20 protein-coding genes and 1 tRNA gene are annotated in these 21,357 nt (G+C 73.9%); 15 read left to right on the top strand and 6 right to left on the bottom strand.

Translation table 11 applies throughout. The features are described 5' to 3' along the window. From ABTX81_RS16655 to ABTX81_RS16615, 9 genes are all read left to right on the top strand, one after another. Positions 1-573, top strand: a 573-nt coding sequence (locus tag ABTX81_RS16655; RefSeq protein WP_350545571.1) for an acyl-CoA dehydrogenase family protein, incomplete at its 5' end; no start/stop codon positions are given. 79 nt (positions 574-652) lie between these two features. Next, positions 653-1,417: a TetR family transcriptional regulator gene (locus ABTX81_RS16650; RefSeq protein WP_350545566.1), complete on the top strand. Its 765-nt coding sequence runs from the start codon at positions 653-655 to the stop codon at positions 1,415-1,417. Positions 1,418-1,568: 151 nt separating this feature from the next. Next, on the top strand, positions 1,569-3,047 hold the full coding sequence (locus ABTX81_RS16645) for a chloride channel protein (RefSeq protein ID WP_350545561.1): 1,479 nt from the start codon (positions 1,569-1,571) through the stop codon (positions 3,045-3,047). Between the two features lie 338 nt (positions 3,048-3,385). Further along, positions 3,386-4,663, top strand: a complete 1,278-nt coding sequence (locus tag ABTX81_RS16640; RefSeq protein WP_350545558.1) for an ATP-binding protein — start codon at positions 3,386-3,388, stop codon at positions 4,661-4,663. Continuing rightward, on the top strand, positions 4,660-5,061 hold the full coding sequence (locus ABTX81_RS16635; RefSeq protein WP_350545553.1) for a roadblock/LC7 domain-containing protein: 402 nt from the start codon (positions 4,660-4,662) through the stop codon (positions 5,059-5,061). The genes ABTX81_RS16640 and ABTX81_RS16635 overlap by 4 nt, the downstream gene beginning before the upstream one ends. Further along, entirely contained in the window at positions 5,058-5,441 is a 384-nt protein-coding gene (locus ABTX81_RS16630; RefSeq protein ID WP_350545550.1) for a DUF742 domain-containing protein, read from the top strand. The genes ABTX81_RS16635 and ABTX81_RS16630 overlap by 4 nt, the downstream gene beginning before the upstream one ends. Continuing rightward, positions 5,416-6,009 carry a GTP-binding protein gene (locus tag ABTX81_RS16625; RefSeq protein ID WP_350545548.1) on the top strand — a complete coding sequence of 198 codons (594 nt, stop codon included), beginning with the start codon at positions 5,416-5,418 and terminating at the stop codon, positions 6,007-6,009. Before ABTX81_RS16630 ends, ABTX81_RS16625 begins: the two co-directional genes overlap by 26 nt. 10 nt (positions 6,010-6,019) lie before the next feature. After that, positions 6,020-7,342: a cytochrome P450 gene (locus tag ABTX81_RS16620; RefSeq protein WP_350545546.1), complete on the top strand. Its 1,323-nt coding sequence runs from the start codon at positions 6,020-6,022 to the stop codon at positions 7,340-7,342. Further along, positions 7,339-8,427, top strand: coding sequence for a tryptophan dimethylallyltransferase family protein (locus tag ABTX81_RS16615; protein ID WP_350545544.1), 1,089 nt, complete (start codon positions 7,339-7,341; stop codon positions 8,425-8,427). Before ABTX81_RS16620 ends, ABTX81_RS16615 begins: the two co-directional genes overlap by 4 nt. 18 nt (positions 8,428-8,445) lie before the next feature. Here ABTX81_RS16615 and ABTX81_RS16610 read toward each other — a convergent pair whose 3' ends face one another. Beyond that, positions 8,446-9,729: a flavin-containing monooxygenase gene (locus ABTX81_RS16610; RefSeq protein ID WP_350545541.1), complete on the bottom strand. Its 1,284-nt coding sequence runs from the start codon at positions 9,727-9,729 to the stop codon at positions 8,446-8,448. A 276-nt stretch (positions 9,730-10,005) separates the two neighbouring features. Further along, positions 10,006-10,090, bottom strand: a tRNA-Leu gene (locus ABTX81_RS16605). 253 nt (positions 10,091-10,343) lie between these two features. On the opposite strand from ABTX81_RS16605, the gene ABTX81_RS16600 reads away from it, so the two are divergent. The 3 genes from ABTX81_RS16600 (at position 10,344) to ABTX81_RS16590 (ending at position 13,324) form a co-directional block, all read left to right on the top strand. Beyond that, complete coding sequence (locus ABTX81_RS16600) at positions 10,344-11,687, top strand: M20/M25/M40 family metallo-hydrolase (RefSeq protein WP_350545538.1); 1,344 nt, start codon at positions 10,344-10,346, stop codon at positions 11,685-11,687. 209 nt (positions 11,688-11,896) lie between these two features. Next, positions 11,897-12,133, top strand: a complete 237-nt coding sequence (locus ABTX81_RS16595) for a chaplin (RefSeq protein WP_350545535.1) — start codon at positions 11,897-11,899, stop codon at positions 12,131-12,133. A 243-nt stretch (positions 12,134-12,376) separates the two neighbouring features. Next, positions 12,377-13,324 carry a chaplin gene (locus ABTX81_RS16590; protein ID WP_350545532.1) on the top strand — a complete coding sequence of 316 codons (948 nt, stop codon included), beginning with the start codon at positions 12,377-12,379 and terminating at the stop codon, positions 13,322-13,324. A 70-nt stretch (positions 13,325-13,394) separates the two neighbouring features. On the opposite strand, the gene ABTX81_RS16585 is transcribed toward ABTX81_RS16590, so the two are convergent. Then, positions 13,395-13,604 (bottom strand): DUF5703 family protein, encoded by a 210-nt coding sequence (locus ABTX81_RS16585; protein WP_037846781.1) that lies wholly within the window; start codon positions 13,602-13,604, stop codon positions 13,395-13,397. Between the two features lie 331 nt (positions 13,605-13,935). On the opposite strand from ABTX81_RS16585, the gene ABTX81_RS16580 reads away from it, so the two are divergent. After that, the gene (locus ABTX81_RS16580) at positions 13,936-14,544 is read left to right on the top strand and encodes a hypothetical protein (protein WP_344344439.1); all 609 of its coding nucleotides are present in this window, start codon (positions 13,936-13,938) and stop codon (positions 14,542-14,544) included. 249 nt (positions 14,545-14,793) lie between these two features. On the opposite strand, the gene ABTX81_RS16575 is transcribed toward ABTX81_RS16580, so the two are convergent. Beyond that, positions 14,794-16,893 (bottom strand): ATP-binding domain-containing protein, encoded by a 2,100-nt coding sequence (locus ABTX81_RS16575; RefSeq protein WP_350545527.1) that lies wholly within the window; start codon positions 16,891-16,893, stop codon positions 14,794-14,796. Between the two features lie 157 nt (positions 16,894-17,050). Beyond that, the gene (locus tag ABTX81_RS16570; protein WP_350545524.1) at positions 17,051-18,031 is read right to left on the bottom strand and encodes an aldo/keto reductase; all 981 of its coding nucleotides are present in this window, start codon (positions 18,029-18,031) and stop codon (positions 17,051-17,053) included. 287 nt (positions 18,032-18,318) lie between these two features. Between ABTX81_RS16570 and ABTX81_RS16565 the strand changes: the two genes are divergently transcribed. After that, positions 18,319-19,377 carry an LLM class F420-dependent oxidoreductase gene (locus ABTX81_RS16565; RefSeq protein WP_350545521.1) on the top strand — a complete coding sequence of 353 codons (1,059 nt, stop codon included), beginning with the start codon at positions 18,319-18,321 and terminating at the stop codon, positions 19,375-19,377. Between the two features lie 44 nt (positions 19,378-19,421). Here ABTX81_RS16565 and ABTX81_RS16560 read toward each other — a convergent pair whose 3' ends face one another. Beyond that, complete coding sequence (locus ABTX81_RS16560) at positions 19,422-20,414, bottom strand: magnesium and cobalt transport protein CorA (RefSeq protein ID WP_350545519.1); 993 nt, start codon at positions 20,412-20,414, stop codon at positions 19,422-19,424. Positions 20,415-20,510: 96 nt separating this feature from the next. On the opposite strand from ABTX81_RS16560, the gene ABTX81_RS16555 reads away from it, so the two are divergent. Further along, a complete protein-coding gene (locus tag ABTX81_RS16555) occupies positions 20,511-21,218 on the top strand; it encodes an MSMEG_4193 family putative phosphomutase (RefSeq protein ID WP_350545516.1) in 708 nt (235 codons plus the stop codon). Positions 21,219-21,357: the final 139 nt, after the last annotated feature.

Genomic DNA, 21,357 nt, shown 5'->3' with positions numbered 1-21,357 from the left:
GACGAGGGGGTGTCGTTCGGTGCTCCGGAGCGGAAGCTGGGGATCAAGGGGTCGCCGACGCGTGAGGTGTACTTCGACGGTGTGCGGATTCCGGCGGACCGGATGATCGGTGCGGAGGGGACGGGGTTCGCGACGGCGATGCGGACGCTGGACCACACGCGGGTGACGATCGCGGCGCAGGCGCTGGGGATCGCGCAGGGGGCGTTGGACTACGCGAAGGGGTATGTGCGTGAGCGGCGGCAGTTCGGGAAGCCGATCGGGGACTTCCAGGGTGTGCAGTTCATGCTGGCGGACATGGCGATGAAGCTGGAGGCGGCGCGTCAGCTGACGTATGCGGCGGCGGCGAGGTCGCAGCGGGGGGACGGGGATCTGACGTTCTTCGGTGCGGCGGCGAAGTGTTTCGCGTCGGACGCGGCGATGGAGATCACGACGGACGCGGTGCAGTTGCTGGGCGGGTACGGGTACACCCGGGACTATCCGCTGGAGCGGATGATGCGGGACGCGAAGATCACCCAGATCTACGAGGGCACCAACCAGATCCAGCGCATCGTGATGGCCCGCAACCTGCCGTGACCCCACCGGGCACCCGGGCACCCGGGCCGGCCGTCCGCGGCCCGGTCCGGGTGTTCGAGGCCGATGCTATGTTCCGGGAATGAGCGAGAAGGAAGAGCAGGACCAGCCCATGAACGACGGGCAGCCGAAGCCCGCGATGCGCGAGGCGCTGGTCGCCGCCGCCTTCGAGCTCTTCCTGGAACGCGGCTTCGAACAGACCACGATCGACGACATCGTCTCGCTCGCCGGGGTCGGCCGGCGCTCCTTCTTCCGCTATTTCCCGGCCAAGGAGGACGTGGTCTTCCCCGACCACGAGCGCGGCCTCGCGGACATGACGGAGTTCCTCGAATCCGGCACCGGCGAGGAGGACCCGGTCCGGCACGCCGGCGACGCGGCCCGGCTCGTCCTGCGGATGTACGCCGAGCAGCCGTCCTTCTCCGTCCAGCGCTACCGGCTCACCCGCAAGGTCCCCGGCCTGCGCGCCTACGAGCTGTCCGTCGTCTGGCGCTACGAGCACACCCTCGCGCACTACCTGCGCGGCCGCTTCGCCGGGCGCGCCGACGGGCCGCTGCGGGCCGACGTGGTCGCCGCCGCCGTGGTCGCCGCGCACAACCACGCCCTGCGCACCTGGCTGCGCTCGGGTGGCGAGAGCGACTGGGTGGCCGAGGTGGACCACGCGATGTCCTTCGTCACCGACACCTGGAGCGAGCGGCCCGGCGGCGGGGGCGGCGCGTCCGACGGCGCCGGGGCGGGGGAGCAGGACGACGTCGTGGTGCTGGTCGCCAGCCGGCGGGCGCCGCTGTGGCGGATGGTGCAGGGCATCGAGAGCGCCCTCGGCGACTCCCGGCAGATCCGCCAGGACTGACCGCGCCGCCCCCGCCCGCGTTCACTCCGACGGCGCAATCGGGGCGCGGCCGCACCCGCGGGTGCGTGCGGTGCCCCCGGGCGCGGGCGAGACTCGGTCGCAGCACGCGGCCGGAGCCGGACCGGCGCGGGGAACGCGACGGAGGCGGACGATGCCCGAGCCGAGCGCAGGCCCGAGCGGCAGCGACGACCCGACCCCGACGTCCGGGCCCGCCCCGACGCCCGAACCGACGCCCGGCCCCGGCTCCGTCGCGGGAGCGGCCCCCGAGCAGGCCCCCGCCCCGGGCCTGCGTCAGGTCCTGCTGACCAAGGGCTACCTGGGCCTGCTGCTGATCTCCGCCCTGGTCGGTGTCCCCGTCTCGCTGGCCGCCTTCTGGTTCGTCGGCCTGGAGCACCAGCTCCAGCACTGGATCTGGGAGAGCCTGCCCGAGGCCCTCGGCCACGACCGCGCGCCCTGGTGGTGGCCGCTGCCCACGCTGCTGCTGGCCGGTCTGCTGCTGGCCCCGATCGTCACCCGGCTGCCCGGCCGCGGCGGCCACGTCCCGGTGGACGGGCTGGGCGGCCCGCCGGCCCCGCCGAAGGCCGTGCCCGGCGTTGTCCTCGCCGCGCTCGCCTGTCTGCCGCTCGGCGCGGCGCTCGGCCCGGAGGCGCCGCTGATGGCGATGGGCGGCGGGCTGGCGCTGCTCGCGGTCCGTCCGGCCCGACGCGCGGCCCGGCCGCAGTTGGTGCCGGTGCTCGGCGCGGCCGGTTCGACCGCGGCGATCTCCACCATCTTCGGCAGCCCGCTGGTGGCCGCGGTGATGATGATCGAGGCGGCCGGCCTCGGCGGGCCGCGACTGCTGCTGCTGATCATGCCGTGCCTGCTGGCCAGCGGCGTCGGCGCGCTGGTGTTCACCGGCTTCGGCCACTGGACCGGGCTGTCCATCGGCGCGCTCGCGCTGCCCTCGGTGCCGCACAGCGGGGTCCCGGACCCGGGCGACTTCCTGTGGGGCGTGCCGATCGCCGTCGCCGTCACCGTGGTCTGCGTCGCGGGGCAGACGCTGGGCCGGCGGGTGAAGGCGTTCACCACCGGCGACCCCGAGCACGCCGTGGCGCCCCCGACCGCGCGGGGGACGGCACTCCGCACCGTGCTGTGCGCCGTCGCGGTCGGTGCCTGCATCGCCGCGTACGCCCTGCTCACCGACCGGTCGCCGGAGGAGGCGGCGCTCTCCGGCCAGGCGACCCTGGGCACGCTGGCCGCGGACCCGGCGGCCTGGTCGGTGTTCGCGCTGCTGATGCTGACGCTCTGCAAGGCGGCGGCCTGGGGCTTCGCGTTGGGCAGCCTGCGCGGCGGTCCGATCTTCCCCGCGGTGCTGATCGGCGCCGCGTTCGGGGTGGCCTGCGGCCCGCTGCCCGGCCTCGGCACCGCGCCCGGCCTGGCGGTCGGCCTCGCCGCCGCCAGCACGGCGGTCACCCGGCTGCCGGTCACCAGCACGGTGCTGGCGACCGCCCTGCTGGGGGCCCAGGCCCCCAACCTGCTGCCGTTGCTGCTGGTCACCGCCGTGACGGCGTTCGTCGCCGGCGAGCTGGTGCGCGGGCTCGGCGAGCGGCGCCGCTCCCGGACGGCGGCCCCGGCGGCTCCGTCGCGCTGAACCCGTTCGCCGGGGCGCCGCGTTCACATCAAGGGCGGGAGCAGGGCGTTTGCCCGCCGTGTCATGGTCTGGTCGAATGGGCGCCGCAGCGCCCCGGGACAGGTGTTCGTCATGGGGCGAACTGAGCGCACGTCAACTAGAAGGCCCTGGTAGGGGCCTGCGGAGGGGCGTTTCATCCGATGATATGATCACGGCGCTTGCCGGGGGGATCGGGCGGGTGTGAGACGGAATGATCACAGGGGCGGTCCGGGCGGTGACCCCGGTGCGGACGTCCACCGGCCCACCCCAGCCTTGACGGTAAATCAGCAGCTGACCGCCACTCTCCTGAAGAGAGTCCTATGACGCATTCCCTGCAGAACCCCATTCTCTGGGCTCTTCTCGTCGTCCTCCTCGGCGCAATCGCCGTCATTGTCCTCCAGCGCCGGGCCGCAGCCTCGGCCCGACGAGAGTCCGAGGGGCTCAGAGCCCACTACGCCGCGTTGGAGAGCGACTTCTCGCAATCCGTCGAGGCGGCGCACGTGCGCGCCGACGAGGAGACCAAAACGGTCCTCAAGTCCGCCATGCGAACCCTTCAGGGCCTCGCCGCCGAACAGCAGTTGGTCATTTCCCGACTGCAGGACAAGTACGGCGACTCGGTCATCCTGGAGGACCTCCTGGAGATCGACCACACGAACTCGCAGTTCGGACGCCGTGCGCAGTCCATCGCTGTGCTCTGCGACGGCTGGCTGGGCCGGCAGCGCGAGGTGGCCTCGATCTACGACGTGGTCCGCAGCGCGCAGGGCCGCATTCGGCATTTCCGGCGGGTGGAGATTCTTTCCCAGGTCAATTACGGAATCACCAGCCGGGCCGTCGAGCCGGTGGCACTGGTACTCGCCGAACTGCTCGACAATGCTACCAGCTATTCCAGCCCCGACACGATGGTGGAAATCAATATCCGCACCGTGCCGAAGGGCATTTGCATCGTCGTCGACGACGCCGGTATCGGCATGAACGACGAGGAGCGCAGCCGGGCCGAGAAGCTCCTGATGAGTGAGCGGGTCTCCGGCGTCTCCGCGCTCGGGAACCCGCCGCAGTTCGGTTTCGCGGTGGCCGGTGTGCTCAGCGAGCGCTTCGGCTTCGAGACCTCGGTGGACTCCTCCTCGCCCTACGGCGGTGTGCGCGCGGTTCTCCTCCTGCCGCACGAACTCCTCACCGCCATGCCGGAGCAGCGGCCGGCACCGGCGGCCTCCGCCGGCTCCGTCGGCGCCGAGGCGGCGGCCCGCCATCCGTTCGAGGCCGCGACGGCCGCGACCGCGACGACCGGCCCCGACGGCCTGCCGAAGCGGCGCCGCAAGCGGCCGATGGCCGTCGTCCCGGCCGAGCCGGTCCCCGGCGGCGGCGCCCAGGGCTTCGACCCGCAGGGCTTCGGGGCCCCGGCCTACGGCGCTCCGTCCTACGGTGCTCCGGCCTACGGCGCCCCGTCCGCCGGGGCACCGGTCCGCTCCGGAGCGGAGACGGCGGCGATCATGGGCGCCTTCCAGCGAGGCACCCAGTCCGGCCGGGCGACGAATCCGGACGCCGCGGAAACCACGAGCAGCGCGACCGCTGCAAGTAGTGAAGGACATGAGTACCCGTGAACAACGATCTGTCATGGATGCTTGACAGCGCCCTGGAGATCCCCGGAGCCCTGCACGCGGTCCTGATCTCCGCCGACGGTCTGCTGATGGCCCGGACGAAGGAGATCGGCAAGGACGACGCCGACCGGGTCGCCGCCGGGATGAGCGGCGTGCAGTCGCTCAGCCGTTCGCTCGCCTTCTTCTGCAACGGCTCCCAGCACCAGTGGCGGCAGACCCTGGTGGAGTTCGACGGCGGCTGGGTCTTCCTCATCTCCGCGGGCCAGGGCGCCTACCTCGGCGTCTCGGCCTCCCCGGACGTGGACATGGCGGACATCACCTTCCGGATGCAGCAGCTCGTCGGCCAGCTCGGCAAGGCGCTGATGGCGCCGCCGCGCGAGAACCTCGGCGTGCGCCCATGACCACCCCAGGCGAGCAGGCGCCCGACGCCGCCCCGCCCCTGGTGAGACCGTACGTCATCACCAAGGGGCGGGGGCTGCCCGACGACGAGCAGCTCTCCCTGGTCACCCTGGTCACGGCGGCGGGGGACGAGCAGCAGCGCCCCACCCGCCGGCTCTCCCCGGAGGAGCAGGGCCTGCTCGAATTATGTGCCGCGGGCTACCTCACGGTGGCCGAGATCGCCGGACACACCCGGCTGCCCCTGGGCGTGGTGAGGATCCTCCTCTCGGCGCTCAGCGAAGGCGGCTACCTTCTCGTGCGGCCGCCCGTCGCGCGTGCCTCCCTGGTGGACACGCGCATCCTCCAGGAGGTGCTGAATGGACTTGAGGCCAAGTTTGGATGAGCGGGCCTACGTCCGCGACGGAGCCAACCAGACGGCCGTGAAGATCCTCGTCGTCGGCCACTTCGCGGTGGGCAAGACCACCTTCATCGGCTCCATCTCCGAGATCACCCCGCTCTCCACCGAGGAGACCATGACGCGGGCCGGGGAGGCGGTCGACGACCTCAAGGGGGTCAGGAGCAAGACCACCACGACCGTCGCCATGGACTTCGGGCGGCTGACCCTCAGCGACCGCGTCGTGCTGTACCTGTTCGGCACGCCCGGGCAGTTGCGCTTCGTGCAGATGTGGGAGGACATGGCACGCGGCGCGCTCGGGGCGCTGGTGCTGGTCGACCCCGACCGGCTGGCGGACTCCTTCGCCGTGATCGACCTCATCGAGCAGTACGGGCTCGACTACGCGATCGCCGTCAACCGCTTCGACGGCACGCCGGTCTACGAGGAGGCCGCCCTGCGGGAGGCGCTGGACCTGCTGGAAGACACCCCCGTGGTCACCTGCGACGCCCGCGACGAGAAGTCCTCCGCCGAAGCATTGATCAGACTGGTCCGTCACTTGCTGGACCGTGTCCACTAGGAGCAGACATATGGACGCTGAGTCCACCGCACTCGTGCCCCCGCCCGGGTGCCCCGCCCACGGCACCGGCGAACGGATACCCCTGTACGGGCCGCAGTTCGCGGCCGACCCGCAGGCCTACTACGCGTACATGCGCCACTTCGGCGCGACCACGCCGGTCGAACTCTCCCCGGGCGTCGAGGCCACCCTCGTCACCGACTACACCGCCGCGCTGCAGCTGCTGCAGGACCCGGCCTCGTTCCGCAAGGACTCGCGCCGCTGGCGAGACCTCAACGAGGGCCGAATACCCGCCGACAGCCCGGTCCTGCCGCTGCTCGCCTACCGCGCCAACTGCATGTTCAGCGACGGCGTCGAGCACCTGCGGCTGCGCCAGGCCGTCACCGACAGCCTCGCCCGGATCGACACCCGCCGGCTCACCCAGCGCATCGGGCAGATCTCCGACTACCTGATCGCCCAGTTCAGCGCGCGCGGCTCGGCCGACCTGGTCGGCGAGTACTCCAAGCAGCTGCCGCTGTTCGTCTTCAACGAGCTCTTCGGCTGCCCGGCCGACATCGGCGACCGGGTGCTGTTCGGGATCTCCGGCATGTTCGACGGCGTCAACGCCGCCCGGGCCGCCGACGTCCTGATGCAGGCCGCGGCCGACCTGGTGGCGCTCAAGCGCACCCGGCCGGGGGAGGACGTCACCTCCTGGCTGATGCAGCACGAGGCCGCGCTGGACAACGAGGAGATGGTCCACCAGCTGGCGCTGCTGCTGGGCGCGGGCGCCGAGCCGCTGCGCAACCTGATCGGCAACACCCTGCACCTGCTGCTCACCCAGGACCAGTACGCCCACAAGGGCGGCCTGATCGCCGAGGCGCTCGACGACACGCTGTGGGGCAACCCGCCGCTGACGAACTACGCCCCGCACTACCCGGCGGCCGACATGGAGTTCGCCGGGACCAAGCTGGAGGCCGGCGAGCTGGTGCTGGTCAGCATCGCGGCCGCCAACACCGGGGGAGCCGGCAGCAACCGGGCCCACCTGGCGTGGAGCGCGGGCCCGCACGCCTGCCCCTCCAAGGAGCCCGCCCGGCACATCACGGTGACCGCCATCGAGAACCTGCTCAACCGGCTGCCGGACATCGAACTCGCGGTGCCGGTGGACAGCCTGACCTGGCGTCCGGGGCCGTTCAGCCGGGCGCTGTCGGCGCTGCCGACCAGGTTCACCCCGGTCCAGGAGGCGCCCCGGCCCGCCACCGCGGCCCGGTCGGCCGCGCCCGCCCGTGAGGAGCACACCACGGGGGCGCGCAAGGAACGCGGGCTCTGGAGCTCCTTCCTGACCTGGCTGGCGAAGTGACCGGCAACCCGGAAAGACCGGGCGTCCCGACGCTCGGTGAGTTCGCCGCGGGCCAGCTGCGGCGGCTGTGCGAGGTCGCGAACCTCGGAGCGGAGGACGCCCGGACCTACGCGGACGTCCTCACCGGGGCGCTCGGACCGGAGGCCGGACGGCGGCTCGACCTGCCGCCGTCCGGCCGGACCTTCCTGTCCGACGACCACACGCCGGTGGAGTACTCGCTCTCCTTCCGGCCGGACGGCCCGCCCGACCTGAGGGTGCTGCTGGAGCCGGGCTGCGGCGCCGCCACCCTGGAGGAGAACGGCCGCGCCGGACTGGACGCCATCCGCGCGATGTCGCGGCGCTGGGGGTTCGACACCACCTCGCTGGACAAGCTGGAGGACCTCCTCCTGCCGCCGTCCCCGCAGGGGCCGCTGGCCCTGTGGTGCGCCCTGGAGCTGTGCCCCGGCGGCGTCCCCCGGGTCAAGGTGTACCTGAACCCCGCCGCCCACGGCGCCGACCGGGCGGCGGAGACGGTGCGCGAGGCCCTGGACCGGATCGGCCACCACCGGGCCTTCGCGGCGCTGCCGCAGGGCGAGGGCTTCCCGTTCCTCGCCCTGGACCTCGGCGACTGGCAGCAGCCCCGGGTCAAGGTCTACGTCCGCCACCCCGGCCTGTCGGCCGCCGCGGTCGGCGAGCTCTCCCGGATGCCCGCCGGGCCGTCGGCGGACGTGCTCCGGGAGTTCGCCGCCACGGCGGCCGGGACCACGGGCACCGACGCCCGGCTCGCCGGGCTGCCCGTGCTGTCCTGCCACGCCTTCACCGACCCGGCGGCCGACCGGCCGAGCGGCTTCACCCTGCACGTCCCGGTCCGCGACTACGCCCGGCACGACGGCGAGGCGCTGGAGCGGGCGGTGGCGCTGCTCGGCCGGCACGGCATGGACCCGGCCCCGCTGCTGCGGGCCCTGCCCTCCCTCACCGGGCGGCGGCCCGAGGACGGCGTCGGGCTGATCGCCTACCTGGCGCTCGCCCACCAGCGGGGCTGGCCGCCGCGGATCACGGCGTACCTCTCCGCGGAGGCCTACGCCGTCCGGCCGCCGGCCGGCTGACGGGCGGACGGGCAGGGGCTACACCGTGCGGAACTCCTGCACGTAGGGCACCACGTCGATCTGGATCGAGGCGCCCAGCCCCTGCCCGTAGCGCGCGGCGATACCGCTCAGGTAGTCGTCGACCTCCTTGCGCATCACGTCCTCGGACGGCAGGGCCTCCTCGCCGCCGATGAGCCGCGCGACCCAGTCCGCCTGGGCCTCCAGCGCCCGGGTGATGGACCCCACCGGGCGGATCAGGCCGACGAAGTACAGGCCGGGCCGGTCGGGCGCGACGATCCGCCGGTACAGCTCCACCCGGCCGCTCGGGCCGACCGGGCAGTCGGCGGGCAGGTACGGGTAGGACATCCGGTAGCCGGTGCACCAGACGACCGCGTCGGCCTCCTCGGCGGACCCGTCGGTGAACCGGACCGTGCTCCCGGCGAAGGAGTCGATCCCCGGTCTGGGGATCACCCCGCCGTGCCGGATCCGGCTGAAGATCTCGTCGGAGACCGTCACGGCGGAGGAGAAGATCGGATGGTCGGGCTCGGGGAGGCCGTAGTCCGAGAGCCGGCCCCGGGCGACCAGCAGGGCCTGCTCGATGTACTCGCGCCGCTCGGTCAGCGACATCGCGGTGAACCACGGCGACTCGGCGATCACGTCGCACGATATGCCGTAGAGCTGCTTCGGGACGACGTGCAGCCCCCGGCGGACCGACAGCACCGTCCGGGCGGCGTGCCGGGAGAGGTCCGCGGCGATGTCCACGGCCGAGGCGCCGAGGCCCACCACGACCACCCGCTGCCCGCGGAACCCGTCGCCGTCCAGGTAGTCGACGGCGTGCAGCATCCGGCCGGTGAACGACTCCGAGCCGGCCGGTACCGGATCCGGCAGCAGCGGCTCCGCGTTGGCGCCCGAGGCGAGCACCACCCGGGAGAAGCGCCGGGTGCTGGCGACCCCGTGGGCGTCCCGGGCGGCGACCAGCCAGGAGCCGTCGAACTCCTGGCGGACCGACAGCACCTCGGTGCCGAACTCGATGCGCGGCACCAGGCCCGCCCACTCGGCGAAGGCCCGCAGGTAGGAGGCCATCTCGTCGTGCCGGGGGTAGGCCGGGTAGGAGTCCGGCATCGGGAAGGCGGCGTAGCCGGTCAGCTGCTTGGCGGTGTTCAGGTGCAGGGAGCGGTAGCCGGGCCCGCGCTCCCCGGCCTGGGGCTTGCGCCAGATCCCGCCGACCTCCGGAGCCTTCTCCAGACAGACGAAGTCGATGCCCTTCACCGCGAGCGCGTGTGCGACGGCCAGGCCCGACAGGCCCGCGCCGATGACGCACACCGGCGCCCCCCCGGGAGCGTCAACGGCATACGACCCATCCAGGAAATTCCCCACGGAACACCCACCTTCCCATCCACCGGTATGGCCTTCCCCCGTCGGCGCCACCCCTCGGCGGGGCGGCGCCGACAAAGTAAACCTCAGGTCACGGCGAGCGAACAGGGACCAATGGCGTACAAATGGTGCGCGGTTGGGAAACAGACCGGGCGGAGCGGGACGGGAGCCCGAGAAGCCCGAAAACGAAAAGCGGGCCAGGATTTCTCCTGGCCCGCTCAGCGGTGTCCGAGGGGGGACTTGAACCCCCACGCCCGATAAAGGGCACTAGCACCTCAAGCTAGCGCGTCTGCCATTCCGCCACCCGGACGGGGTGTTGTCCTCACGGCTTCCTTCTGTTCGTCGGCCGCGCTGACAGATGTAACTGTAGCAGTGATCCGCTGCCGGTCCCAAAACGGCTCCGGACGGGGGACCGCAGGTTGCGGCGCCGTGTCGGCCCGTTTCACGGGGGTGGATCCCGGTCGGGGGCTGGGAGAGGATGGGCGGACGTGCTCGTGCGACCCGGGTGCAGGTCCCGGGAGTGGCACTGGGGTGCCGGTGCGGGCCAGAGACGAGGAGTGACCGTGAGCGAGCGGAGCGAGTCGGCGGAGCGGGCGGCGGCGCCGAAGGTGACGGGTGAATCCGAGGTCGCCGACCTCTGCCGCGATCTGATCCGGATCGACACCAGCAACTACGGCGACGGCTCCGGCCCGGGGGAGCGGAAGGCCGCCGAGTACGTCGCCGAGCAACTCGCCGAGTTCGGCCTCGAACCGCAGATCATCGAGTCGGCCAAGGGACGGGCGTCCACCGTGGTCCGGATCGAGGGCGAGGACCGCTCGCGTCCGGGCCTGCTGATCCACGGCCACACCGACGTCGTGCCGGCCAACGCCGCGGACTGGACGTACGACCCGTTCGCCGGCGAGATCGCGGACGGCTGCGTCTGGGGACGCGGCGCGGTGGACATGAAGGACATGGACGCGATGACCCTCGCGGTGGTCCGTGACCGGCTGCGCACCGGCCGCAAGCCCCCGCGCGACCTGGTGCTGGCCTTCCTGGCCGACGAGGAGGCGGGCGGCACCTACGGCGCCCGGTACCTGGTGGACAAGCACCCGGGCCTCTTCGAGGGCGTGACCGAGGCGATCGGCGAGGTCGGCGGCTTCTCCTTCACGGTCAACGACCGCACCCGGCTCTACCTGGTGGAGACGGCCGAGAAGGGCATGCACTGGATGCGGCTCACGGTCGAGGGCCGGGCCGGGCACGGGTCGATGGAGAACGACGACAACGCCATCACCGAGCTGTGCGAGGCGGTCGCCCGCCTCGGGCGGCACCAGTTCCCGCTGCGGATCACCAAGACCGTGCGGGCCTTCCTGGACGAGCTGTCGGACGCGCTCGGCGTCGAACTCGACCCGGAGAACATGGACGAGACGCTGCGGGTGCTCGGCGGCATCGCCAAGATGATCGGCACCACGCTGCGCAACACCGCCCAGCCGACCATGCTCGGCGCCGGCTACAAGGTCAACGTGATCCCCGGCCAGGCCACCGCGCACGTGGACGGCCGCTTCCTGCCCGGCTACGAGGAGGAGTTCCTGGCCGAGCTGGACAGCGTGCTCGGCCCGCGGGTCAAGCGCGAGAGCCTGCACTCGGACAAGGCGATCGAGACCGGCTTCGACGGCGCCCTGGTGGAGGCGATGCAGACCGCGCTGCGCGCCGAGGACCCGATCGCCCGTGCGGTGCCGTACTGCCTCTCCGGCGGGACGGACGCCAAGTCGTTCCAGGACCTCGGGATCCGCTGCTTCGGCTTCGCCCCGCTGCAGCTGCCGCCGGACCTGGACTTCGCCGGGATGTTCCACGGCGTGGACGAGAGGGTGCCGGTGGACGGCCTGAAGTTCGGCGTGCGGGTGCTGGACCGGTTCATCGACGCCTGCTGAGCCCTGCTGCGCCCTGCTGGGCACCGGGTGGCGGCCCGCTTCCGGAGGATCCGGGAGCGGGCCATCGCCGTTCTGACAGATCGATTTCCTGTTCGTCGTATCACCGGTCTGGGTGAAGCGGACGGCTGTTCCGTACCCCGTTCGCCGCAACGTCGTTCCTCCCTGTGACGACCCGGGACCGATATCCGGGTGTTCATACAGGAGGAATGATGAAGGTCAAGAAGATCGCCGCCGTGACCGCCGCCGCCGGTGGCCTGGTGCTCGCCGTTTCGGGTGTCGCCTCCGCCCACAGCGGGGCCGAGGGTGTGGCCGCCGGTTCCCCGGGCGTGCTGTCCGGCAACCAGATCCAGGTTCCGGTGCACATCCCGGTCAACGCGTGCGGCAACACCATCAGCGTGGTCGGCCTGCTGAACCCGACGTTCGGCAACACCTGCCTCAACGTCTGAGCCCATTCCGGTCGTTGAGCCGGGCCCCCGGGCGGCGTGCGCGCCGTGCCGGGGGCGCTTGTTTTCCGGGCCCGCCCCATGGTCACTCCGTAATATCCCTCGAAAGGGTGAATGAGGGTCGTGCCGGCCAACCTCCCCAAGGGTTCCTTCGTTCTCTCCCATGCAGCCGAGGACCTCTCCACCCATTCGGAAATTCCGACTTTCGGAGGGTCGTCACGTCGTCTCAAAATGTCAGGGGAAAATATGAGGAACGCAGCCAAGAAGGGGCTCCTCACAGCCGTGGCCACCGGCAGTGTGCTGGCCTCGACCGCCGGCTACGCCTACGCGGGCGCCGGCGCGGAGGGTGTCACGGCAGGCTCGCCGGGCGTCGCTTCCGGCAACTCGGTGCAGGTGCCGGTCGAAGTGCCGATCAACGCCTGCGGCAACACGATCGACGTGATCGGCTTGCTGAACCCGGCCTTCGGCAACACCTGCGCCAACAGCTCGGGGCGTCCCGGCGGCGGCGCGCACGCGGGCGGCGCCCAGAACGGCGGCCACACCGGCGGTGCCCAGAACGGTGGCGGGCAGCCGGGCGGTGCCCACCCGGGCGGTAGCCAGAACGGCGGCGCACTGCCGGGTTCGGGTGCCGCCGGCTCCGGCGCGGCCGGTTCGGGTGCGGCCGGTTCGGCCTCGAGTGCCGCGGGTGCGGCCTCGGGGGTGGCGGGGGCGGCAGCCTCCGGCACGGCCACCGGTTCACCCGGCGTGATCTCCGGCAACAGCGTCCAGGCCCCGGTGCACATCCCGGTCAACGCCTGTGGCAACTCCATCGACGTGGTCGGCGCCCTCAACCCGGCGTACGGCAACACCTGCGTCAACGCCGCCGCGCCCGCGCCCAGCACGCCCGCCGTGCCGGAGGAGGACTGCCCGGAGGAGCACGACCCGCACAACGCGCCGCCGCCCGCCGTGCCGCCGGCCTCCGAGAGCGCCGTCGAAGGCACCCCCCGGGCGGGCGGCCCGACCGAGGCTGCGCCGTCGGCGGCCCCGGCGCAGGCGCGTCCCGCCGCGGCCCGTACCGCCGCCCCGGCCGTGGAGGCCGATCACCAGCTGGCCGCCACCGGTGCCGGCGGCACCGAGCTGCTCGGCGGGGCCGGCCTGGCCCTGCTGCTCGGCGGTGGGGTGCTCTACCGCCGCGCCCGCGCCGGCGCCCGCTGAGCACGCGGGGCGCCTCGGCCCCACCGGACGTACCGGACGCGCGGCGGGCCTGCCCGCCGCGCGTCCGCCGTCACCAGCTCCGGACCTGCCGGATGATCCGCCGGCGCAGCAGCACCGTGCGGCTGCCGTCCGGGAAGAGGCGGAGCCTGTCCAGTTCCCAGTGCCCGTACTCGGCGTGATCGGTGAGCAGTTGGCGTGCCGCGTTGCGGGACGTCCCGCGCGGCATGCGCAGCGACTGGTACTCGTACTCCGGCTGCCGGACCGGCTTCGGTGGGGTCAAAACGCTCCTCCTGTGGGACGCCTGCGAGCAAGCCTACGGCCTGCCTCCGACAGCGGGCCGGGGATTTTTCGACCGCCCCGGCCCGCACCGCACTGACAGCGCATCAGTTCCGTTGCTCCTGGGGACGGCATACCCCCGGCGCGCCGCGCGAAGCGGCACCCGGACGGCCCGCGTGAACGGTCCGCTCGGGCGCCGGGCGCGCGCCGCCGGGCGGCGCCCCGGGGGACAGAACCACGCGGAACGGACATCGGGGGGGAAGTTGCGGTGAAATCGCGGGTGTAGGTGACAACCGCTGTGCGTACCGGCACCGAGGGGAGATAGCGTCTGCTCCATGTCTGATGCCGCGCAGCCCACCATTGCCGAGGTACGCGCCGCCGCCGAGGCGGTCAAGGCCGCCATCGACCGTCATCTGGAAGCGGTGTCAAGCCACAGCGCAGCGGACGATTCCGCTGTGTCCACCGCCTACGAGCAGCTCGCGACGGCGGCCATCGCGTACGACCAACTCCTCTACGAGGTCTACGACGAGGTCACCCCCTTCGAGGTCCCCGGCGACGAGGGCCCGGGCGGGTACCACGGCCCGGAGCAGCCCGAGGCGATCAGTGTGCTGATCCGCCGCGACTACCACGTCGTCGACCCGAAGCGGCTGCGCGCCCAGGCCGAGCGGCTGGACGACTCGCTGACCCCCGGCGGCGGCTCGGACGGCGGCGGGGTGAACGCCGCGATCGGCGTGCTGTTCGGAGAGTTCGAGCCGGACGAGATCGCGGCCCGCAGCGAGGAGTTCGGGCTGGAGGAGGCCGACTCCACGCTCTGGGTGGCGGCCGCCGAGCCGAGCGAGCCGGGCGAGTGGCTGCCGGAGCCGTTCGAGCACGCGGATCCGCAGCTGCTGATCTGCCGCTTCGACGTGAGCGAGGTCTACGACGACGAGGACCTCGACGACTGACCCTCGATCGACCCTCGCTGCCCGAGCCCCGCGCCCCGGCGCGCGGGGCGGAACGGGTGCTTCAGGGGCATGATTTCGGACGTTCCTCGCACCGGTCGACGGGCCCGGCGGTCCGGTCCCGGGCGGGGAGCGCCGCCCACCCTCCCGCCGGGCCCCGGTCACGCACCCGAGAAGCCGCAGGGGCCCCCTCGCACTCCGAGGGGGCCCTGCGGTCGTTCCGGGCGCGCGGCGCGCGGAGGTCGGCGGAGGTCAGTAGGACTCGGCCGCGTTCTCCGCGAGGATCGCGCGCAGCCGGGTGGTGCGGGGCGCCGCCGGGCGCTCGGCGACGGCCTGGGCGAGCGCCGGGCCGGCGGCGTGGACCACCGAGAGGTGGCGCTCGCCGCGGCCGAACGCCGTGTAGACCCACTGCCGGGTGAGCGCCGCGGCCGCGTCGTCCGGGAGCACCACCACCGCGCCCGGCCAGTGGCGGCCGACCGCCTGGTGGACGGTCAGCGCCCAGCCGTGCCGCAGCTTGCCGGCCTCGGCGGGCGGGACGGTGCGGCGCGAGCCGTCCGGGTACTCCAGGTGCAGGCCGGCCGCGTCGCCGTCGAGCACCCGGGCCAGCCGGGTGTGGCCGGGCGCGGGCGAGTCGGCGACCCGGTCGCCCGGGTCGAAGCCGCCGAACCGGCCCGGGCCCGGGTTGAGCCGGGCCTTGGCGGCGGCGTTCAGCGCGCGGGTGCCGGCCCCGCCGCCGTGCCCGGGGGTGAGCAGCACGACCTGCTCGGACGGGATGCCGAGGGCGCGCGGAATGGAGTCGGTCAGCAGCTGGACGGCCCGGTGGACGGCCTCGGCGGCGTCCTTGGCGGTCAGGATGACCACCTCCTTGTCGGGCGCCTCGACCGGCTGGAGCTCGCCGATGCCGATGCCGGAGACCAGCTCGCCGATCGGCCCGAAGTCGGGGGTGCGGGAGGCGACGGCCGGGCAGGCCTTGGCGGCCAGCAGGTCGGCGAAGAACCGGCCGGGCCCGGCCGACCAGAGCTGGCCGGGGTCGCCGCTGAGCACCAGGCGGGTGCCGTCCGCCAGCGACTCCAGCAGGGTGGCGGCCAGCTCGACGTCCAGCAGCGGGGCGTCCAGCACGATCAGCAGGTCGAGCGCGAGCGTGCCGTCGGCGTCCCGGCCGGGGCCGGCGGCGCCGGCGAGCAGCTCGGCCAGCGTGGCGACCGGCGCCGGTGCGGGGGCATCGGCGAGCGGGGCGAGCGCGGCGAAGGCGTCCCGGCCGTGGTCGGTCCAGGTGACGGCCCAGGCCCGCAGGCCGAGGCCGGTCGCGGCGGCCAGCAGGGCGGCCGGTTCGGCGCGGGCGGCCTCGCCGCCGGTGTGCAGTACCAGCGCGCTCTCGGCGGCGGCCCGGACCAGGGCGGTCGCGGAGGAGGACGGGGCGGCGGCCGCGGCGGCCTCCCAGGCGGCCGGGCCGGGGGCGGCGGGCGCCTCCTCGGCGGCCTCCGGGGCACCGTCGGCGTCTCCCTCGGTGTCGGCCTCGGTGTCGGCCTCGGCCTCGGCGTCGCCGTCCTCCGCCGGGTCCTCGCCGGGGACGAAGGTGGACATCAGGCGGACCAGGCCGTCGGCCAGGCTCTCCTCGGCCAGCGCCAGCCGCTCCAGGGCGAGCAGGGTCCGGGTCGGCGGCTCGTCCTCCTCGTCCCCGCCGGCCGCGTGTGCCTCGGCGCCGGTGAGCTCCTCCTGGAACGGCATCGCCCGGCCGTCGACCACGGCGGCCTGGATGGCGGCGGCGGAGTCCGGCACGCCGAGGCGCTCCAGCCCGGCGGCCACCTCGCCGATCTCCAGGGCCGAGTGCCCGCGCAGGGTCGCCTGCTCCAGCAGCCAGCCGACCAGGGCCTGGGCGCGCCGCTGGTCGCCGGGGCCGGCGGCCGGGCCGAGCAGGCCGCGGGCGAAGCCGTCGGCGTGCTCCGGGCGCACGCCCGGCAGGGCGAGCACGGCCCACGGGTCCGCGCGGAGCTGCTCGGCCGCGCCGTCGCCGAACACGGCCACGGCGGCGGTGGCCAGCTGGGCCGGGGCGCCGCCCGAGGTCAGCACCTCGGCGGTGGCCTTGAGCGCCTGCGCCCGCTGCTCGTCGGTCACCGGGCCGCCGGTCCCGGCCGCGGCGGGCTCGGCCGCCGGGCCCTCGGCGCCGTCGGCGGAGCGGCCGACCGACCGCACCTGCTCCGCCAGGGCCGCGACCGCCGCCGCCCGGTCCGCCGGGCCGGCCGAAAGCTCCGCGTCCGACGTCGCCGCGTCCGGCTCAGGCGAGGCCTGCCCCGGAACGACGCCCGAGCCCGCCGAGGCCTCCTCCGGAGCGCCGTTCTCCGCGTCAGTCATCGTCCGCTCCACAAAAGCTCAACTCCACATGCTGGGCGCCGCCCGCCCCTGGTGCGGGCGGTCGGCCGGGTCGGGCCGGTCCGGGGCCGCACGGGGCGGCCGGTCGTCCGGCGGTCGGTCGGTTCGGGCAGGCTCGGGTCACGGGGTCGAACGGCCGCTACAGCTCGCTCCACCCCTGGTCGGGGTAGCGGTGGACCGGCGCCGAGATGTCGTCGAGCGCACCGCGGATCTCCTCCGGAAGCGTAAGCGCCTCCACCGACAGCGCCGCCTGCAACTGCCCGGCGGTCCGCGCCCCGACCAGCGCGCTGGTCACCCCCGGGCGGTCCCGCACCCAGGCGAGCGCGACCGCCAGCGGGCTGCTGGCGAGCCCGTCGGCGGCGGTGGCGACGGCGTCCACGATCCGCCGGGCGCGTCCGCCGAGGTAGGGCTGGACGAACCCGGACAGGTAGGGCGAGGCGCCGCGCGAGTCCTGCGGCAGCCCGTGCCGGTACTTGCCGGTGAGCACCCCGCGCCCGAGCGGGGAGCCGGCCAGCAGGCCCACCCCGGCGTCCCGGGCGGCCGGCAGGGCCTCGCGCTCGATGCCGCGCTGGAGCAGCGAGTACTCCAGCTGCGCCCCGGCCAGCGGCACCCGGCCGTGGTGGGCGTGCTGCCAGGTGGCGGCCTTGGCGAGCTGCCAGCCGCTGAAGTCGCAGACCCCGACGTAGCGGGCGCGGCCGGAGGAGACGGCGATGTCCAGGGCGGACAGGGTCTCCTCGACCGGGGTGGCCGGGTCGAAGGCGTGCACCTGCCAGAAGTCGACGTAGTCGGTGCCGAGCCGGCGCAGCGAGGCGTCGAGCGCGGCGAGCAGGTGGCCGCGCGAGCCGTCGAAGCGGCGGCCGGAGGCCGGCACGCTGCCCGCCTTGGTGGCGATGACCAGCTCGGAGCGGGGGACGAGGCTGTCGGTCAGACGGGAGAGCAGGTACTCGGCGTCGCCGTCGGCGTAGACGTTGGCGGTGTCGACGAGGTTGCCGCCGGCGTCGACGAACTCCTTGAGCTGTTCGGCGGCCTCCTGCTCGTCGGTGTCGCGGCCCCAGGTCATGGTGCCGAGGCCGAGCCGGGAGACCTGCAGCCCGGTGCGGCCGAGGTGACGCTTTTCCATCGGGCGGGCCCTCTCACTGGCCGAAGGTGCGGTGGCGGGGCGCTGCGGGGCGGCGCGCCCGACGGGGACAAACTCGCAGGTGGGACGCGGCGCCCCACGTCGGCTGAGCGTAGCGGCCGGTGCCCGGGCAGGTGTGCAGACCCGCAGGACGATCACCGCCGGGCACACCGGACGGGACCGCGGCGACCGGCGGCCGGAATGTGACCCGCGCCACGCCTACTGGCCAGTAGCATGTCGGCCGGACGCGTCGTCGCGCTCCCGAGCAACCCGACTGGAAGGCAGTGCCCATGCGACTCGGCATCAACCTCGGCTACTGGGGACTCGGCATGGACGCCGACAACATCGCCGTCGCCCAGGAGGCCGACCGGCTCGGCTACGCGGTCTGCTGGGCCGCCGAGGCGTACGGCTCGGACGCGGCCACGGTGCTCTCCTACGTCGCCGCGAGGACCGAGCGGATCGACGTCGGCTCGGCGATCTTCCAGATCCCGGCCCGCACCCCGGCGATGACCGCGATGACCGCCGCCACCCTGGACACCCTCTCCGGCGGCCGCTTCCGGCTCGGCCTCGGCGTCTCCGGCCCGCAGGTCTCCGAGGGCTGGTACGGCGTGAAGTTCGACAAGCCGCTGGCCCGCACCCGCGAGTACGTGGAGATCATCCGCAAGGCGATGTCCCGCGAGCGGCTGGTCCACGAGGGCGCCCACTGGACGCTGCCGCTGCCCGGCGGCCCCGGCAAGCCGATCAAGCTCACCGTGCACCCGGTGCGCGAGCGCATCCCGCTGTACATCGCCGCGATCGGCCCGAAGAACCTGGAGCAGACCGGCGAGATCGCCGACGGCTGGCTCGGCATCTTCTTCGACCCCGCGCACGCCGCGCTCTCGCTGGACCCGCTGAAGGCCGGCCGCGCCAAGGCCGGCGCCGAGCCGGGCCGGGAGTTCGACGGCTTCGACGTCTGCCCGACCGTGGCCATCGCGGTCGGCGAGGACATCAGGGCCGGCGTCGACTCCCAGCGCGCCTACACCGCGCTCTACATCGGCGGCATGGGCAGCAAGGAGAAGAACTTCTACAACCAGCTCGCCCGCCGGATGGGCTACGAGCAGGCCGCCGACGAGGTCCAGGAGCGTTACCTGGCCAAGGACTACGCGGGCGCGGCCGCCGCCGTCCCGCACGACCTCATCGACGCCACCTCGCTGATCGGCGACACCGCCCGGATCGCCGACCGGATGCAGGCCTACGCCGACGCGGGCGTCACCACGCTCACCCTGGCCCCGGCCGGCTTCACGCTCGACGAGCGGATCACCGCGCTGCGCACCGGCGTCGAGGCGCTGGAGCGCGCCGGCCTCGCCTGACGGCCGCCGTCCCGCCCCGTGGTGCCGCACGGGGCGGGACCGCCTCAGAGCCAGTCGTGCCGCTTGAACACCCGGTGCAGCACCACGCAGACCACCACCATCAGCGAGACCGCCGCCGGGTAGCCCCACGGCTGGCGCAGCTCGGGCATGTGCTCGAAGTTCATCCCGTACACGCCGGCGATCATCGTCGGCACGGCGGCCAGCGCCGCCCAGGCGGAGATCTTCCGCATGTCGTTGTTCTGCTGCACGCTGACCTGCGCCAGATTGGCGGCGAGGATGTCCGACAGCAGCCGGTCCATGCCCTCCACCTGGTCGTTGGTGCGGGCCAGGTGGTCGGAGACGTCGCGCAGGTAGGGCACCGCCTCGGCCCGGACGTACGGCACGCCGCCGCGCTCCAGCCGCAGCATCGCGTCGACCAGCGGACCGGTGGCCCGGCGGACGGTCACCAGCTGCCGCTTGTAGCCGTAGATCCGGCCGGCGATGTCGCGCCCCACCCGGCCCGGCGCGAACACGTCCGACTCCAGCTCGTCCAGGTCCGCCTGGATGCCGACGACCACGTCCAGGTAGCCGTCCACCACCGTGTCGCAGACCGAGTGCAGCACGGCGCTCGGGCCGTACTTGAGCACCTCGGGCTGCTGCTCCAGCTGGGACCGCAGGTCCCCGAGCGGGCTGTCGGCGCCGTGCCGGACGGTCATCACGAAGTCCGCGCCGACGAAGAGCATCACCTCGCCGCTGGTCACCGCGTGCCCGCCGGGGTGGTAGCCGAGCGTCTTCAGCGCGACGAACAGCGAGTCCCGGTAGGTCTCCACCTTGGGGCGCTGGCGGGCGGCGACCGCCGCCTCGACGGCCAGCGGGTGCAGGCCGAACTCGCCGCCGACCCGGTCGAGTTCCTCGGCGGTGGGCTCGAACAGGCCTATCCAGACGAAGCCGCCCGGGCCCGCCTTCCGCGCGGCGGCGAGGCTGCCGGCCGGGTCCGCGGGCGTCGCGACCGGTCGGCCGTCGCGGTAGATGGCGCAATGGACGATCATGCGGGCCATTGTCGCCTCCGGGACGCCCCTTGGGGACCAGCCCGGGCCGGGGCGAGGATCCAGGAGACGGGCCCCCGGGGCCCGGGAGGCCGTAGGGTAGGCCCCATGCCCACCCTGCTGCTCGTCCGCCACGGCCGCTCCACCGCGAACACCGCCGGAATCCTGGCCGGTTGGACGCCCGGGGTGGAACTCGACGACGCCGGACGCGCGCAGGCCGCCGCGCTCGCCGACCGGCTCGCCCCGGTCCGGCTGGTCCAGGCGGTCAGCAGCCCGCTGGAGCGCTGCCGGCAGACCCTGGAGCCGCTGCTCGCCGCCCGCCCCGAGCTGGCCGGTCCGGCGCTGGACGAGCGGCTCGGCGAGTGCCACTACGGCGAGTGGACCGGCCGGCCGCTGGCCGAGCTGGCCGAGGAGCCGCTGTGGCGCACCGTCCAGGACCACGCGGCGGCGGCCGCCTTCCCCGGCGGCGAGTCGCTGCGCGAGCTGAGCCACCGCACGGTGGGCGCGGTCCGCGAGTGGAACGAGAAGATCGCCGCCGAGCACGGCGAGGACGCGGTCTGGATCGCCTGCTCGCACGGCGACGTGATCAAGGCGGTGGTGGCCGACGCGCTCGGCCTGCACCTGGACCACTTCCAGCGGATCAACGTCGACCCGTGCTCGGTCACCGCGATCCGCTACACCGCGCGCCGGCCCTTCGTGCTGCGGATGGGCGACACCGGCGACCTCGCCTCCCTCGCCCCGCGGCCCGCCGGCCCCGACGGCCGGGGCGGCCCGAGCGGGGACGCGGTGGTCGGCGGCTCCACCGGCACGGCCTGAGCCGTCCGCCCCGCCCCCGCGCAGCCCCGCCCCCGCCCGGCCCCACCGGGGCCTCGGCTCCCCGGTGCGGCCCCGGAGGTCGTAGGGTGACCAATGGGTCCCCGCGCCGCCGGCCCGGGCACCCCGGACCACCCAGCCC

Origin of the sequence: Kitasatospora sp. NPDC097605 (assembly GCF_040302725.1) — a bacterium.
Taxonomy (GTDB): domain Bacteria; phylum Actinomycetota; class Actinomycetes; order Streptomycetales; family Streptomycetaceae; genus Kitasatospora.
This window is presented reverse-complemented; position numbering and strand designations above follow the sequence as displayed.

Excerpts from the sequence above, each read along its gene's own strand:
- ABTX81_RS16650 (WP_350545566.1), top strand. The coding sequence starts at position 653 with ATGAGCGAGAAGGAAGAGCAGGACCAGCCCATGAACGACGGGCAGCCG.
- ABTX81_RS16645 (WP_350545561.1), top strand. The coding sequence starts at position 1,569 with ATGCCCGAGCCGAGCGCAGGCCCGAGCGGCAGCGACGACCCGACCCCG.
- ABTX81_RS16640 (WP_350545558.1), top strand. The coding sequence starts at position 3,386 with ATGACGCATTCCCTGCAGAACCCCATTCTCTGGGCTCTTCTCGTCGTC.
- ABTX81_RS16630 (WP_350545550.1), top strand. The coding sequence starts at position 5,058 with ATGACCACCCCAGGCGAGCAGGCGCCCGACGCCGCCCCGCCCCTGGTG.
- ABTX81_RS16625 (WP_350545548.1), top strand. The coding sequence starts at position 5,416 with ATGGACTTGAGGCCAAGTTTGGATGAGCGGGCCTACGTCCGCGACGGA.
- ABTX81_RS16620 (WP_350545546.1), top strand. The coding sequence starts at position 6,020 with ATGGACGCTGAGTCCACCGCACTCGTGCCCCCGCCCGGGTGCCCCGCC.
- ABTX81_RS16595 (WP_350545535.1), top strand. The coding sequence starts at position 11,897 with ATGAAGGTCAAGAAGATCGCCGCCGTGACCGCCGCCGCCGGTGGCCTG.
- ABTX81_RS16590 (WP_350545532.1), top strand. The coding sequence starts at position 12,377 with ATGAGGAACGCAGCCAAGAAGGGGCTCCTCACAGCCGTGGCCACCGGC.
- ABTX81_RS16580 (WP_344344439.1), top strand. The coding sequence starts at position 13,936 with ATGTCTGATGCCGCGCAGCCCACCATTGCCGAGGTACGCGCCGCCGCC.
- ABTX81_RS16575 (WP_350545527.1), bottom strand. The coding sequence starts at position 16,893 with ATGACTGACGCGGAGAACGGCGCTCCGGAGGAGGCCTCGGCGGGCTCG.
- ABTX81_RS16570 (WP_350545524.1), bottom strand. The coding sequence starts at position 18,031 with ATGGAAAAGCGTCACCTCGGCCGCACCGGGCTGCAGGTCTCCCGGCTC.
- ABTX81_RS16565 (WP_350545521.1), top strand. The coding sequence starts at position 18,319 with ATGCGACTCGGCATCAACCTCGGCTACTGGGGACTCGGCATGGACGCC.
- ABTX81_RS16560 (WP_350545519.1), bottom strand. The coding sequence starts at position 20,414 with ATGGCCCGCATGATCGTCCATTGCGCCATCTACCGCGACGGCCGACCG.
- ABTX81_RS16555 (WP_350545516.1), top strand. The coding sequence starts at position 20,511 with ATGCCCACCCTGCTGCTCGTCCGCCACGGCCGCTCCACCGCGAACACC.